The organism is Pseudomonas sp. FSL L8-0168 (genome assembly GCF_037976155.1).
Classification (GTDB): domain Bacteria; phylum Pseudomonadota; class Gammaproteobacteria; order Pseudomonadales; family Pseudomonadaceae; genus Aquipseudomonas; species Aquipseudomonas paracarnis.
In genome coordinates this window covers 5,305,588-5,318,580 of sequence record NZ_CP150262.1, presented here as the reverse complement: position 1 = coordinate 5,318,580, position 12,993 = coordinate 5,305,588, and the positions used below count along the sequence as shown (strand labels likewise).

Annotated in this window: 12 protein-coding genes; 7 read left to right on the top strand and 5 right to left on the bottom strand. The window is 62.6% G+C overall.

Annotation, left to right across the window (positions count from 1 at the left end; all coding sequences use genetic code 11):
* Window position 1: 1 nt before the first annotated feature.
* Genes MHH62_RS24505 through MHH62_RS24485 form a run of 5 tightly spaced genes read right to left on the bottom strand, consistent with a single transcriptional unit; the run spans window position 2 to window position 4,745 of the window.
* Window positions 2-622 (bottom strand): lysophospholipid acyltransferase family protein, encoded by a 621-nt coding sequence (locus MHH62_RS24505; protein WP_032901856.1) that lies wholly within the window; start codon window positions 620-622, stop codon window positions 2-4.
* Window positions 623-631: 9 nt separating this feature from the next.
* Window positions 632-1,075 (bottom strand): hypothetical protein, encoded by a 444-nt coding sequence (locus MHH62_RS24500; RefSeq protein WP_014720581.1) that lies wholly within the window; start codon window positions 1,073-1,075, stop codon window positions 632-634.
* Entirely contained in the window at window positions 1,065-2,363 is a 1,299-nt protein-coding gene (locus MHH62_RS24495; protein WP_339232066.1) for a phosphatase PAP2/dual specificity phosphatase family protein, read from the bottom strand. Before MHH62_RS24495 ends, MHH62_RS24500 begins: the two co-directional genes overlap by 11 nt.
* Before the next feature lie 2 nt (window positions 2,364-2,365).
* Window positions 2,366-4,114, bottom strand: a complete 1,749-nt coding sequence (locus tag MHH62_RS24490; RefSeq protein ID WP_060766921.1) for a bifunctional alpha/beta hydrolase/class I SAM-dependent methyltransferase — start codon at window positions 4,112-4,114, stop codon at window positions 2,366-2,368.
* A gap of 10 nt (window positions 4,115-4,124) precedes the next feature.
* On the bottom strand, window positions 4,125-4,745 hold the full coding sequence (locus MHH62_RS24485; protein WP_014720578.1) for a CDP-alcohol phosphatidyltransferase family protein: 621 nt from the start codon (window positions 4,743-4,745) through the stop codon (window positions 4,125-4,127).
* 310 nt (window positions 4,746-5,055) lie between these two features.
* Between MHH62_RS24485 and MHH62_RS24480 the strand changes: the two genes are divergently transcribed.
* The 7 genes from MHH62_RS24480 to MHH62_RS24450 all read left to right on the top strand — a co-directional run bounded on the left by MHH62_RS24480 (window position 5,056) and on the right by MHH62_RS24450 (window position 12,966).
* Window positions 5,056-6,981, top strand: coding sequence for a protease modulator HflK (locus MHH62_RS24480; protein WP_020302039.1), 1,926 nt, complete (start codon window positions 5,056-5,058; stop codon window positions 6,979-6,981).
* Between the two features lie 9 nt (window positions 6,982-6,990).
* A complete protein-coding gene (locus MHH62_RS24475) occupies window positions 6,991-7,992 on the top strand; it encodes a protease modulator HflC (protein WP_165901698.1) in 1,002 nt (333 codons plus the stop codon).
* Window positions 7,989-9,023 carry a protease modulator HflK gene (locus MHH62_RS24470; protein WP_014720575.1) on the top strand — a complete coding sequence of 345 codons (1,035 nt, stop codon included), beginning with the start codon at window positions 7,989-7,991 and terminating at the stop codon, window positions 9,021-9,023. The genes MHH62_RS24475 and MHH62_RS24470 overlap by 4 nt, the downstream gene beginning before the upstream one ends.
* Window positions 9,020-10,906 carry a cation-translocating P-type ATPase gene (locus MHH62_RS24465; protein WP_032901860.1) on the top strand — a complete coding sequence of 629 codons (1,887 nt, stop codon included), beginning with the start codon at window positions 9,020-9,022 and terminating at the stop codon, window positions 10,904-10,906. The genes MHH62_RS24470 and MHH62_RS24465 overlap by 4 nt, the downstream gene beginning before the upstream one ends.
* A gap of 116 nt (window positions 10,907-11,022) precedes the next feature.
* A complete protein-coding gene (locus MHH62_RS24460) occupies window positions 11,023-11,274 on the top strand; it encodes a membrane protein (protein WP_003195792.1) in 252 nt (83 codons plus the stop codon).
* A gap of 67 nt (window positions 11,275-11,341) precedes the next feature.
* Complete coding sequence (locus MHH62_RS24455; RefSeq protein WP_014720573.1) at window positions 11,342-12,187, top strand: DUF692 domain-containing protein; 846 nt, start codon at window positions 11,342-11,344, stop codon at window positions 12,185-12,187.
* The gene (locus MHH62_RS24450; protein ID WP_032901861.1) at window positions 12,178-12,966 is read left to right on the top strand and encodes a DNA-binding domain-containing protein; all 789 of its coding nucleotides are present in this window, start codon (window positions 12,178-12,180) and stop codon (window positions 12,964-12,966) included. Before MHH62_RS24455 ends, MHH62_RS24450 begins: the two co-directional genes overlap by 10 nt.
* Window positions 12,967-12,993 lie beyond the last annotated feature (27 nt).

Below are 12,993 nucleotides of genomic sequence, written 5' to 3'. Positions count from 1 at the left end.
CTCAGGAATGCTCCGGGGCAAGGGCGAGCAGGGCGTCGCGAGTGCGGGCGAGGAAGGCGGCTTTATCTTCGCCTTCTTCCAATTGCAGGGGGGCACCGAAGCTGGTGGTGCATAACAACGGCAATGGCAATACGCGACCCTTGGGCATGACCCGGTTCAGGTTGGCTATCCACACGGGGACCAACTCGGCCTGTGGGTAACTCTTTGCCAAGTGATACAAGCCGCTTTTGAACGGCAGCAAGCCATCCTCGAGATTGCGCGTGCCTTCGGGAAAGATGATCAACGAATCGCCGCCTTCCAGGGCCGCGAGCATGGGCATCAGTGGGTTATCCACAGGCTCTTTGCGCTCGCGGTCGATCAGCACGCCATTGAATACGCGGTTGATGATGTAGCGGCGCAACGCGCTCTTGTTCCAGTAATCACTGCCGGCCACCGGGCGTGTGAACTTGCGCAGGTTCTGCGGCAGCGACGCCCACACCAGCACAAAGTCGCCGTGGCTGCTGTGGTTGGCGAAATAGATGCGCTGCACCGGCACTGGCGCGCACCCCAGCCACAGGCTGCGAGCGCCGGTGACGGTGCGGGCCATGGAGGTAATCAGCGTGGCGACCACGGGTTCGAACATGAGGATTCCTTATCCGGCAAAAGGCAGCCAAGGGCTGGCAAGGATGACGCCCAGGGTCAGCAGCGCTTGCGCGCCCAGTAGCCAGGCTTGTTTACGCAACAGTTTGAGAGCGCCGCGCCGGCGTTCGCTCCATGGCCGACCGGCTCGCTTGGGCAATTGCAGGCCAAGGGTTTGCAAGGCTTGGTCAAGGTCTGGCGTGCGGGTAACGTCGCGGGCCAGCAAGGCGAACAGATCGGCGTCAAAGGCCACCCGTAGCGCCCAGTATTTTTGCAGCAGGCCCAGCACGATCATCCACAGGGCCAGCAGCAGGCAGGTCGTCGAAATACTGGCCAACAACAGTTGGGCAAGGCCGAACAGTACGCCGAGCAACGTCAGGCCTGTGGATAACTGATCCAGGGAACGGCCACGACGTAGCAGGCTGGCGACTACCTGGAGTTCCATATCAGCGGGCATAATGCAAACCCTCCAACGCTTTACGGTGTGCGGGGTGCAGGACCACAGTGGCCCGTGCTGTACGAATAATAGCCAGTGCTTGGTCAACCGTTGCGGCGCGCCCGGTGGTCAGCAGCCAGGCGGCGACGGCAGTCGCGCTACGGGAATAACCGAGGGCGCAGCACACCAGCAAGGGGCCACTCGTTCGCAGACGTTCAATGGCGTGCGCGGCCTTCAGGCATTCGTCGGCTGTCGGGGTGATCAGGTCCAGTACCGGCACGCAGGCATAAGCACGGCCCTGTGGATTAATCGGCAGTTCGGCACACAGATCGACAATGGCTTTGAACGGGCCTTGCTCAGAGGTTGTAGGAACACGCCCCAGCCAGACGTTATCCACAATCAGATCCGGCTGTGGATGTTTGCGTGTCCACAGCCGCGAATTGGTCCACGCCCCTGCCAAGTAAGGCGCATACAGCCAGCGAGCGGCAGGCGTCAGGCGGCCATTTGTACGTTTTTGAAAGCCCGGCGCGCCGATCACCAGGTAGTTGGCGCTGATCAAGCCAAGGGAAACCGCTGGCCACAGCAACCACAGCCAGCCGCCGCGAAGTAACAAACCCAGCGTCAGCAGTACTATCGCACCCAGCCCATAGCGAACAGCCAGGCGCCAGCGTTGGGTATCGCGCGTTAACCGGGCACTCAACAATGGGCTCGGGTGTTCCACCGGCCATAACCACACGCACAACCACCCCGCGAGGGCGCCTGTGGGTAAGTCGATAAAGTGATGTTGATAAGTAGTCAGCACCGAGATGCCGATCAGCGCAAACCAGCCATGCACCACCCAGCGCCAAATCCCCTGGGTGTGCCGCTGATACATGACCCACAGGATCACCAGCAGCGCGATATGCAGTGAAGGCGCCTGGTTGAACGGTTTGTCGAAACCGGCCAGCACGGCGAACAGCCAGCCGAACACACCGTCCAGTTCCGGTCGCTCGAAGGTGAAGCGCAATGGCCAGATCAGGAAGCAACTCACGGCAATCACCTGCGCACTCAGCAGGCGCAGTGCATGTTGTTTCAACTCATGCCGTGTATTGGGCAGCAGCAGGGAGAAGCCGTAGAGCAGGTCGATGGACCAGTAGGGCACGATGGTCCAGGCCCAGAACGGCATGTGTGTTTCCCAGCCGAACACCAGGGTGCCGACGTCGCTGCGCTGGCTGGTGACCCAGGTGGCAAAGCCATAGGTGCTGAAAAACAGCGGCGCCAACAGCAGCAGCCAGAGCACCGCAGGTTTCAATAAACCGGGCTCGCGCATGTTCAGATCTTCTGTGCCAGGGACACGGTGAAAATGCCCCACTCATCCACGCGCTGGGTGATCTTGCGAAAGCCCGCCGCTTCGACGAGTTGGTCCATTTCCGCCTGGCTGCGCCGGCGCATCACCCAGGCCTGGCCCTGCCGGTGGCTGGTGAGCGCACGGGCAATCAGCTCCAACTGCGGGTGCCATGGCTGCCCGGTGTAGACCAGGTAACCACCTGGCTCCACGGCTTCGGCCAAGCCCGCCAGCGAGCCGCCGACCATGGCGTTATCGGCGAACAATTCGTACAGGCCGGATACCACGGCCAGCGTCGGCTTAGGGGCCAGGGCAGCCAGGTCAGCGCGGTCGAACGCATCGCCTTTGACGAACTGGGCGATGTCCCCCAGGCCCTTCTCGCGAATCAGCGCGCCACCGTCGCGCACGTTGATGTCGCTGTAGTCGCGCAGCAGGATCGATTCCGGCAGCGGCGATACGCCTTGCAAGGCTTCCAGGATGTAGCGGCCGTGGCCGGCGGCGATGTCGACAATGCGCACTTCGCGTTGGTCATCACGCAGCTTGGCCATGGCCAGGCGCAGCAGCTCTTCGACGTTCAGCTTGCGTTGGCGAATACCGCGCCAGCCAATGGAATTGAGGTAGTTGGTATCGATCATCCGCCCCAGCCCGCCCTTGCCGGCAGGCTTATTGCGATACACGTAGTCCAGGGTGCTGCCGGAATCGAAGCCGGTGTCGAAGCCCAGCTTCACCCCATCCGACAGGTTCTTGCCCAGGCCCATGCTGGCGCGGGTCATGCGCCAGTACAGGTCGCGCAGTGAATTGCGTGGCAACGGCGCGGCGAGGGATTCGGATTCGGCGCACGTGGCGCCAAGTTTGTCTGCGTCCAGTAGAGAAGCGCGGTCCAGCGGGTGGGCGAAGTTCTGCAAGATAAAGCGCTTGGCGCTGGTCACAGCCACGGCGCGATCACGTTCGCCAAGGGTGTCGTGGAAAAAGCCGGGGAGGATATGCAGCTCTTTTTTCAGGCTGCCGAGGCGGTCGAAAAATTGCTGCTGGGGTTTGCGGTGCACCACAAAATCGGAGCCGGAGATAAGCAGCTGGGTCGGCACTTGGATTGCCTGGGCATCGGCTACAACCCGGTCGGCGGCTTCGTACAGGCCCAGCAGCACATTCACCGAGATGGCCTTGGTGATCAAGGGGTCGCTGTCGTAGGACGCCACCCGTTCCGGATCATGGCTGAGGAACTTGGCCTTGACGTAACTGTTGACGAAAAAGTTGCCACGAAACTTGCGCATCAGTGCCAGGCCCGGGCGGGCGAGGGGCACATACAGCTTGACCTTGAAGGCTGGCGAGGCGAGCACCAGGGCGCGGATTTTTGGCGCGTAATCATGAACCCAGGTGGCCGCAATCACCGCGCCGACGCTTTGGGCGATGACGGCGATGTCTTCCTCTTCGATGCTGTAGGTGGCATTGATGTGATCACAGAACGTCTGCACGTCGCGGGCGCTGGTGGCAAAGCTGGGGCTGTCGCCGCGCTCGCCTGGGGATTGGCCGTGGCCACGGGCGTCCCAGGCGAAGAAGTCGAATTCAGGCAGGCCCAGTTCATCCACCAGGTGGGCAATACGCCCCGAATGCTCATGGCCGCGATGGAACAACAGGATCGCCTTGCGCGGCCCGGCGCCTGCCGTGGCCGGCCAGTGCCGGTAGAAAAGCTCGACGCCATCATGGGTACTGAAGGTGTGCTCTTGCTGTTCGCGCATCGCAAAATCCTTATGCAGAAGGGAGAGATTGTTGTTCTTTGAGGCCCTGACGCACCCGGTTGACCAAGGTATAGGCGAGCAGGGCGGCCACCAGCCACATCACCGCCTCCACCCAACCGGCGCCGAGCCAGCCCAGCGCCACGCCAGTGGCCAACACACCGAGTACGAACGCCCGATCACTCTTGCCCATGGGCCCGTCATAACGGCGCGACGCGCCCACCATCGGCCCCAGCACCCCGGCGTATTCGCTGAATACCGCCAGCAGCGTCACCAGCAGCACCGGCGCCAGGCTCACATCGGGGATCAATGCAAAGGGCAGGATTAGCGCGCTATCGGCGATCACGTCGCACAATTCATTGAGGTAAGCACCGAGGCGCGACTGTTGGCCGAATTCCCGGGCCAGCATGCCATCGATGGCATTGAGCGCCATGCGCACAATCATCCACAGCGGGATCAGTGCAAACAGCCAGAGGTGTTGGGCAAAGCCCGCGATCAACAGCCCCACCAGCAGGGAAACAACCCCGGCCAGCACGGTGATCTGGTTGGCGGTGGTGCCGTTGTCATAAAGACGCTGCACGAGAGGCCGCAGCAGGTTTTGAAAACGCGGTTTGAGTTGGTAGATGGAAATCATGGGGGTGGCGCTTCCTTGTCCGTGAACCCGCGAAAAACTGTTTTGGAGTGTGCCGACTAATCGCAGCCGACACCAGTGATGGCTCGTGTTTATAGGGGGTTAGTCACAATCAGAAGAACACCATGAGAACAAATGTGGGAGGGGGCTTGCCCCCGATTGCGGTGTACCAGTAACTAATCAGTCGGTTGACACACTGCTATCGGGGGCAAGCCCCCTCCCACAAGGGATTCAGGGTGAATTCAAAAGCGAACAAAAATTTCACGCTTCGTGTTATATCGTAACGAATTGTGTACAAGTGGGCGTTGAGCAGATGCAAGTGGATCTAGAGGCTGACGGGGCTTCGGTTGAAGGCCTCGCGCGTTTTCAGCAGGGGCTGTTCCACGCCCGTCGATTGCGCCAAGCCGGTATCGGCCTGACAACCCTGGCCCTCAGTGGTTGGATATTGGCGCTGTTCGTAGCGTTGTTTGCCCCGCTGTCGATCTGGCCGGTGGTATTGATCAACTGCGCGTCGGCCTTGCTGCTGCTGGTGGCCGGTTTGCAGTCGGCCTGGTGGGTGGCCGATTGGCGTGCCCAGGTGCTGGAAGCGCCGAGCGGTGAAGCGGTCGAACAATCCATCGAGACCACACCCTGGCATAAGGGCCTGATCAACCGGTTCGGCAACGGCTTGTTGGCGCAGATTGGCGCGCCGGTGCTGTGGTTGGGCGGCTGGTCGCTGTTGGCGCTGGTCAGCATCCTGCAGTTCTGGAACCTGGGCTTGCCCGCTGCTGCCATCGGGCAATCGGCAAGTATTGGCGCAGCGCTCGCTTTGGCCCTGGCGTTTGGCCTGCTGGTATTCGAACGCCGCCTGGCCCAGGAAACCGCTGCCCAATGGCCGGAAGCCTCACAGTTGGCGCAGTTGAGCCGGATGGCAATTATCTGTCTGGTGCTCAGCGCGATCTGCCTGCTGTTTGCCAATGCGGAGTCGGTCTGGCCGCTGCGCCTGGCCACTCTCATCGGGCTGTTGCCAGCGTTGGTAGCGTTGGAGTTCCTGCTCAGGGGCGTGCTGTCGCTGTTCAGCCCGCGTCAGCCGCGCCTTGAGCCGCGCTTGATGGCGCAGAGTTTCATTGCCGGCCTGCTGCGTTGGCCGCCTCAGCCCTTGCTGGCGTTGCAGCATGAGTTGCACAACCGCTTTGGCATCGACCTGCGCCAGATCTGGGCCTTTACCTACATGCGCCGGGCGTTTTTCCCGGTGTTGCTGGTGGTGCTGGCGGTAGGTTGGGCGCTGACCGGTCTGCATGAAGTGCCCCTGCAAGGCCGTGGGATTTACGAGCGTTTTGGTAAACCGGTCGAGGTGTTCGGCCCCGGCCTGCATGCCGGTTTGCCGTGGCCGTTGGGCCGCGTGCTGAACGTGGAAAACGGCGTGGTGCATGAGCTGGCGACCAGCGTCAGTGACGCCGCCACACCGCAGCTGGCCGCCGCCGAAGGCCCGGCGCCGTTGATCGCCAACCGCCTGTGGGACGCCAGCCATGTGAATGACAAATCCCAGGTTATTGCCAGCAGCAGCGGCGACAAGCAGGGCTTCCAGATCGTCAACATGGACGTGCGCTTTGTCTACCGCATCGGCCTCACCGATCAGGCCGCGCTTGCCGCCACCTACAACAGCGCGGATATCCCGACCCTGATCCGCAGCACCGCCAGCCGCATCCTGGTGCACGATTTTGCCTCGCGCACCCTGGATGAATTGCTCGGGGAAGAGCGCACCAGCCTCGCGGACGAGATTGGTCGCAGCGTGCAAGCCGACCTGCAAACCCTCGACAGCGGAGTGGAAATCCTCGCCACGGTGGTCGAGGCGATCCACCCGCCGGCCGGTGCCGCCAATGCTTATCACGGTGTGCAGGCCGCGCAGATCGGCGCCCAGGCGCTGATCGCCCGTGAACGCGGTGCAGCCAGCGAACAGACCAACCAGGCGCTGCTTCAAGCCAGTACCGCCCGCGATCAGGCCCAGGCCAGTGCCCGCGAAGTGAATGCCGGCGCCCAAGCAGCGAACCTGCGCTTTGCCGCCGAACAAAAGGCCTACGCCGCTGCGGGCCAAGCCTTCGTGCTGGAACAGTACCTGGGCCAACTGAGCCAGGGCCTGGCCCAGGCCAAGCTGCTTATTCTGGATCATCGTTTGGGTGCCGACAGTGCGCCGACGATCGATCTGCGTTCTTTTACCTTGCCCGCCGACCCGTCGGCGCCGCGCAAAGCCGTTCAATAAGGAGTCTGTCTGTTGAGCGCTCATTCCCACGATCATGATCACGGTCATCACCACCATCACGGCCACCACCATCACCATCACGGCGATGAGCAGGCGGCCGGGCCTTTTCCCTGGCGTCGCATGGCGTGGGCGGTGTTGCTGGTGCTGTTTGCCATGGCAGCGGCAAGCCTGGTGCAAGTGCGTTCCGGTGAGGCCACGGTGATTACCCGCTTCGGCAACCCGGCGCGCGTGCTGCTGGAGCCGGGCCTGGGCTGGCGCTGGCCGGCACCGTTCGAAGCGGCGATCCCGGTGGACCTGCGTCTGCGCACCACCTCCAGCGGCCTGCAGGATGTGGGCACCCGCGATGGCTTGCGGATTATTGTGCAGGCCTATGTGGCGTGGCAGGTGCAGGGCGATGCCGACAACGTGCAGCGCTTTATGCGTGCGGTGCAGAACCAGCCGGATGAGGCGGCGCGGCAGATTCGCACCTTTGTCGGCTCGGCGCTGGAAACCACGGCGGCCAGCTTTGACCTGTCCAGCTTGATCAACACCGACGCCAGCCAAGTGCGCATTTCCGATTTTGAAGCGCAGTTGCGCCAGCAGATTGATCAACAATTGCTCACCACCTATGGTGTGCGCGTGGCGCAGGTCGGTATCGAGCGTTTGACGTTGCCATCGGTGACCCTCACCGCCACGGTTGACCGCATGCGCGCCGAGCGTGAGACCATCGCCACCGAACGCACCGCCGTGGGTAAGCGCGAAGCGGCGCAGATCCGCTCCGCTGCCGAGCGAGATGCGCGCATCATGCAGGCCGATGCCACCGTGAAAGCCGCCGATATCGAAGCGCAGTCGCGGGTTGAAGCCGCGCAGATTTATGGCCGCGCCTACGCTGGCAATCCGCAGCTGTACAACCTGCTGCGTTCGCTGGATACCTTGGGCACGGTGGTCACGCCGGGGACCAAGATCATCCTGCGCACCGACGCTGCGCCGTTCCGCGCCCTGGTGGATGGGCCGAAGGACCTGCAGCCATGAGCGAGCCTGAAAGCCCGGACAGCCCGTGGATCCAGGCCGGGCGCCTGACGTTCCTGGCACTGTACGCGGTCACCGTATTGGCGGCGTTGGCCTGGGCCTTTTCCAATGTGCGCCAGATCGACCCGCAGAATCGCGCCGTGGTCTTGCACTTCGGCGCCCTTGATCGCATTCAGAACGCCGGGTTGTTGCTGGCCTGGCCGCAACCTTTTGAGCAAGTCATCCTGCTGCCAGCGGCCGACCGGGTGATCGAACGCCGGGTGGAAAACCTGCTGCGTTCCGACGCGGCGTTGCAGGCCGATCGCGTGGCCAGTTTCGCCACGCCGTTAAGCGATGCCCTGGCCGGTTCCGGCTACCTGCTGACCGGTGATGCCGGGGTGGTGCAACTGGACGTGCGGGTGTTCTACAAGGTGACCGAGCCCTACGCCTTTGTGTTGCAGGGCGACCACGTGCTGCCTGCCCTGGATCGGCTGGTGACACGCAGCGCCGTGGCCCTCACCGCAGCGCGGGATCTGGACACCATCCTGGTAGCCCGCCCGGAACTGATCGGCAGCGACAATGGCGCCGCCGAACGGCGTGAGCGGCTGCGCGGCGACCTGGTGCAAGGCATCAACAAACGCCTGGCGGAGTTGGCGGCCAGCGGCTTGGGGCTGGGTATCGAAGCCACCCGCGTCGATGTGCAGTCGAGCCTGCCTGGGCCTGCGGTGAATGCGTTCAACGCGGTACTGACCGCCAGCCAGCAAGCCGATAAAGCCGTGGCCAACGCCCGCACTGAAGCGGAAAAACTCACCCAGACCGCCAACCAGGAAGCTGATCGCCAGGTGCAAGTCGCCCATGCCCAGGCCAGTGAGCGCTTGGCCAATGCCCAGGCGCAGACCGCTACCGTTGCCAGCCTGGCCCAGGTCAAAGATCCCGGTTTGCTGTTGCGCCTGTACCGTGAACGCTTGCCGAAGATTCTCGGCCAGGCCGGTTCAGTGACCACTGTCGATCCCAAAGACGACTCCCGCTTGATCATCCAGGGAGCCGAACAATGAGCGCACCCATGCTGACCTCTGCCGAACAGCGCAGCGCTGCCCGGCAATTGACCTTGGCGATGCTCGCCCTGGGCTTGCTCGTGCTGGGCCTGGTGTGGCGCTGGCTCGCGCCGGACCAGAGCGGCGTCAGCCAGCTGCTGCTGGGCGTGGCTTCGCTGTTGGTGGCGGTGCCGGTGATGCGTTCAGCCTGGTACAGCCTGCGCTTTCCAAGCCTGCACGGCATCACCGATCAATTGATCGCCCTGGCCATGCTCGGCGCCTGGGCCACGGGCGATCTGCTCACCGCCGCGTTGCTGCCGATCATCATGATCTTCGGCCATGTGCTGGAAGAGCGCAGCGTGATTGGCTCCCAGGAAGCGATCCATGCCCTGGGCAAACTCACCCGCAGCCATGCACGCCTGGTGCAGGCGGACGGCAGCATCACCGAAGTGGATAACGGCACCTTGAACACCGGCGATATCGTCGAAGTGCGAGCCGGTGACCGCGTGCCGGCCGATGGCGTGGTGTTGTCCGGCCAGGCGAGCCTGGACACGGCGCCGATCACCGGCGAGTCGGTGCCGTTGGAAGCCAGCGTGGGCGTGCAGGTGTTTGGTGGGGCGATCAACCTCGATGGTCTGCTGCGCCTTGAGGTCACGCGCACCGGTAACGAATCGACGTTGGGCAAAGTCATTGCGCTGATGCAGAACGCCGAGCGGTCCAAGCCGCCGATCACCCGGCTGCTGGAGCGCTATGCCGGCAGCTACATGGTGCTGGTGTTGCTGCTGGCGGCCGTCACCTGGTTTGTCACCAATGACGCCCAGGCGATGCTCGCGGTGCTCGTGGCTGCGTGCCCCTGTGCCTTGGTGTTGTCGGCACCGGCCACGGCGATTGCCGGGATTGCCGTGGCGGCGCGCCATGGCATCCTGATTCGCAGCTCGGCGTTCCTCGAAGAACTGGCCGACCTGACATCACTGGTGGTCGACAAGACCGGCACCCTGACCTTTGGCACCCTGCGCTTGCAGTCCATCGAGACTACCGCGCCGGATCGCCAAAAGCTGCTGAACCTGGCGGCCAGCCTTGGTTCGGCAAGCAGTCACCCGGTCAGCCGAGCGTTGGCGGGGTTGGCGAGCCAGGAGCAGATGCGGGTGCTTAGCGACATCCGCGAGCGTCAGGGCCTGGGCGTGGTCGCCCAGACCGAGCAGGGCGAAGCGGCGCTAGGGCGGCCGGAGTTATTTGAACAGTTGGGCATCGTCACCACCGCCGTGCCCGCCCATGATGGCCCGATTGCCGGGCTGGCGTTGAACGGCGAGTTCCTCGCCTGGCTGCTGTTGGCCGACAGCGTCAAACCCGAAGCGCGCCAGGCCCTGCAAGAGCTGCGTGACTTGGGCCTGGGCCGCCAACTGCTGCTGACCGGCGACCGCCAAAGCGTGGCCGACAGCCTGGCGCTGGACGTGGGCATCAGTGATGTCGAAGCCCAAGCGCTGCCGGAAGATAAGCTCAACCGCGTGCTGGGCGAAATCAGCAGTGGCTTCCGGCCAATGGTGGTGGGCGATGGCATCAACGACTCCCTGGCGCTCAAGGCCGGCGTGGTCGGCGTGGCCATGGGCGCGGGCGGTGCCGACATCGCCCTGGCCTCGGCGGACGTGGTGCTGATCGGCAGCGACTTGCGCCGCTTGGGCACCTGTGTGCGCTTGAGTCGCCAGTGCCGGCAGACGTTGCAGGTCAATGTGATCATTGGCTTGGGCTGGACACTGGCCATCGTGGTGTTCGCCGCATTTGGCTGGCTGGGGGCGGCGGGCGCGATGATCGCGGCGGTGCTGCATAACCTCAGCACCTTGTTGGTATTGGGGAACGCCGGGCGTTTACTGCGCTTCCAGGAGCCGCTGTTGAAGCTCGACGAATAATTTCACAAATATTTGCACACGGCTGTAACGCCGACAGGGGGCCTCACTCTAGTGCTGTGTCGAGACTGAACAATCCGTTCAGATCGGCTCCACTACTGATCATGAGGAATACAACAATGAGCATTAAATCCGCTGCTGCTGGTGCCGCCCTCGCAATGGCCGCTGCTTCTCTGTTCGCGGGTGTGGCCACCCAGGTACAAGCGGCAGACGCCACCGTTCACTGCTACGGCGTGACCTCCTGCAAAGGCATGAACGACTGCAAAACCAAGGACCACGCGTGCAAGGGCCAGGGCGAGTGCAAAGGGATGGGCTTCAAGGCCATGACCAAATCGGCCTGTGACGCCGCTGGCGGTAAAGTCGGCGAGTAACCGGCAAACGAGTGCAACCGCGGCGGCTGCCTGCCACCGCTGCGGACACTTTGCCCTGGAGTGAGTCATGTCCGCGTCCCTTCCAAGTCTGGGTTACGGCCTGGGTTTACGCAGTGAGTACTACCACCAGATCCTTGAACAGTCGCCGGCCGTGGATTGGTTCGAAGTGATCTCCGAGAACTACCTGGTGCAGGGCGGCAAGGCCTTGTACTACCTGGATGCGATAGCCGAGCGTTACCCCTTGGTGATGCACGGTGTGTCGTTGTCCATCGGCGGGCCACATGCCCTCGATATGGATTACCTGAATCACATCAAACAGCTCGCAGAGCGCATTCAGCCGGCATGGATTTCCGATCACCTGTGCTGGAGCCGTGGCAGCGCGCACCAGTTACATGATTTGTTACCCCTGCCTTACACCGAAGAAAGCCTTTACCACGTGGCCGGCCGTGTACGTCAGGTGCAGGACGTGTTGCAGCGACCGCTGGTACTGGAAAATGTCTCCAGCTACGTGCGTTCCAAGGCGGATGAATTCACCGAGTGGGAATTCCTCAATGCCTTGGCCCACCTGAGCGGATGCCAGTTGCTGCTGGACGTCAACAACGTCTATGTCAGCGCACGTAACCATGGTTTTGATGCCTGGACCTTCATTCGCAACCTGCCACCCGAAAGCATTCGCCAGCTGCATTTGGCAGGGCATATGGACTATGGCGACTATGTGGTCGATACCCATGACCATCCAGTGTGCGACCCGGTGTGGGCGCTGTATCAGCAGACTCTCGAACATCTGGGCCCCGTGTCGACGTTACTGGAACGCGATGACCATTTTCCACCCTTCGAAGAATTACTCACCGAGTTGAACAAAGCCCGTGAGTTGGGTGCCAGCGCCTTGGCCCGGAGAGCGTTATGCGCCTGATCGACTGGCAGTTGGCGTTTGAACAGCATCTATTATCCGAAGCGCCCCCGGCCAACAGTGGCTTTGCCGCTACCTTGCTGGGAGGGCCGACGTTGGATGTGGACACCGGCCTGGCGATTTACCACAACGCCTACCTGTCGCGTCTGCAAGAGGTACTGCGCCATGATTTCGGTGCCATCTGGTATTGGCTGGGAGATGAGCAGTTTTGCTCGCTGACCGAGGCCTACATCCGCCGTTATCCCTCGGCCCATTACAGCGTGCGCTGGTTGGGCGAGCGCTTTGCGATGTTTATCGTTGAGCATTTCATGGCTGCGCAAAGTGCGCCTTTGGCTGAGTTGGCACGTCTGGAGTGGGCGTTCACCTTGGCGTTTGACGCCGCCGAAGGGGAGCCGCTAACCTTGAATGGCATGGCGCATCTGGCGCCTGAAGACTGGCCCACCTTACAGGTTGCGCTGGCGCCTTCGGTGCAGCAGTTGCTTTGCCGTTTCAACACGGTGGCGATCTGGCGAGCCAGCAAGGATGAGTCGGATTTCCCCGGCAGCCAGGCGCTGGAGCCGGCGCAGATCTGCCTGGTGTGGCGCAACCAGAACCGCTGCCACTACCGCAGCCTGGAAGCCGCTGAAGCCTGTGCGCTGTCGGGCATGGTGACCATGGGCTGGAATTTTTCAGAACTGTGTACTGAGCTGACGGTCACTTATTCAGAGGGGGCGTCGCTGCAAGCGGCCACTTGGCTGAAACAGTGGGTCCAGGAAGGTTTGCTCGAGCGCCGAGCGCCATAGAAGGGGAGCTATTCATTCGATAGCTTC

Coding starts and splice junctions, on each gene's coding strand:
- MHH62_RS24505 (WP_032901856.1), bottom strand. CDS start 622: ATGTTCGAACCCGTGGTCGCCACGCTGATTACCTCCATGGCCCGCACC.
- MHH62_RS24500 (WP_014720581.1), bottom strand. CDS start 1,075: ATGCCCGCTGATATGGAACTCCAGGTAGTCGCCAGCCTGCTACGTCGT.
- MHH62_RS24495 (WP_339232066.1), bottom strand. CDS start 2,363: ATGCGCGAGCCCGGTTTATTGAAACCTGCGGTGCTCTGGCTGCTGCTG.
- MHH62_RS24490 (WP_060766921.1), bottom strand. CDS start 4,114: ATGCGCGAACAGCAAGAGCACACCTTCAGTACCCATGATGGCGTCGAG.
- MHH62_RS24485 (WP_014720578.1), bottom strand. CDS start 4,745: ATGATTTCCATCTACCAACTCAAACCGCGTTTTCAAAACCTGCTGCGG.
- MHH62_RS24480 (WP_020302039.1), top strand. CDS start 5,056: ATGCAAGTGGATCTAGAGGCTGACGGGGCTTCGGTTGAAGGCCTCGCG.
- MHH62_RS24470 (WP_014720575.1), top strand. CDS start 7,989: ATGAGCGAGCCTGAAAGCCCGGACAGCCCGTGGATCCAGGCCGGGCGC.
- MHH62_RS24465 (WP_032901860.1), top strand. CDS start 9,020: ATGAGCGCACCCATGCTGACCTCTGCCGAACAGCGCAGCGCTGCCCGG.
- MHH62_RS24460 (WP_003195792.1), top strand. CDS start 11,023: ATGAGCATTAAATCCGCTGCTGCTGGTGCCGCCCTCGCAATGGCCGCT.
- MHH62_RS24455 (WP_014720573.1), top strand. CDS start 11,342: ATGTCCGCGTCCCTTCCAAGTCTGGGTTACGGCCTGGGTTTACGCAGT.
- MHH62_RS24450 (WP_032901861.1), top strand. CDS start 12,178: ATGCGCCTGATCGACTGGCAGTTGGCGTTTGAACAGCATCTATTATCC.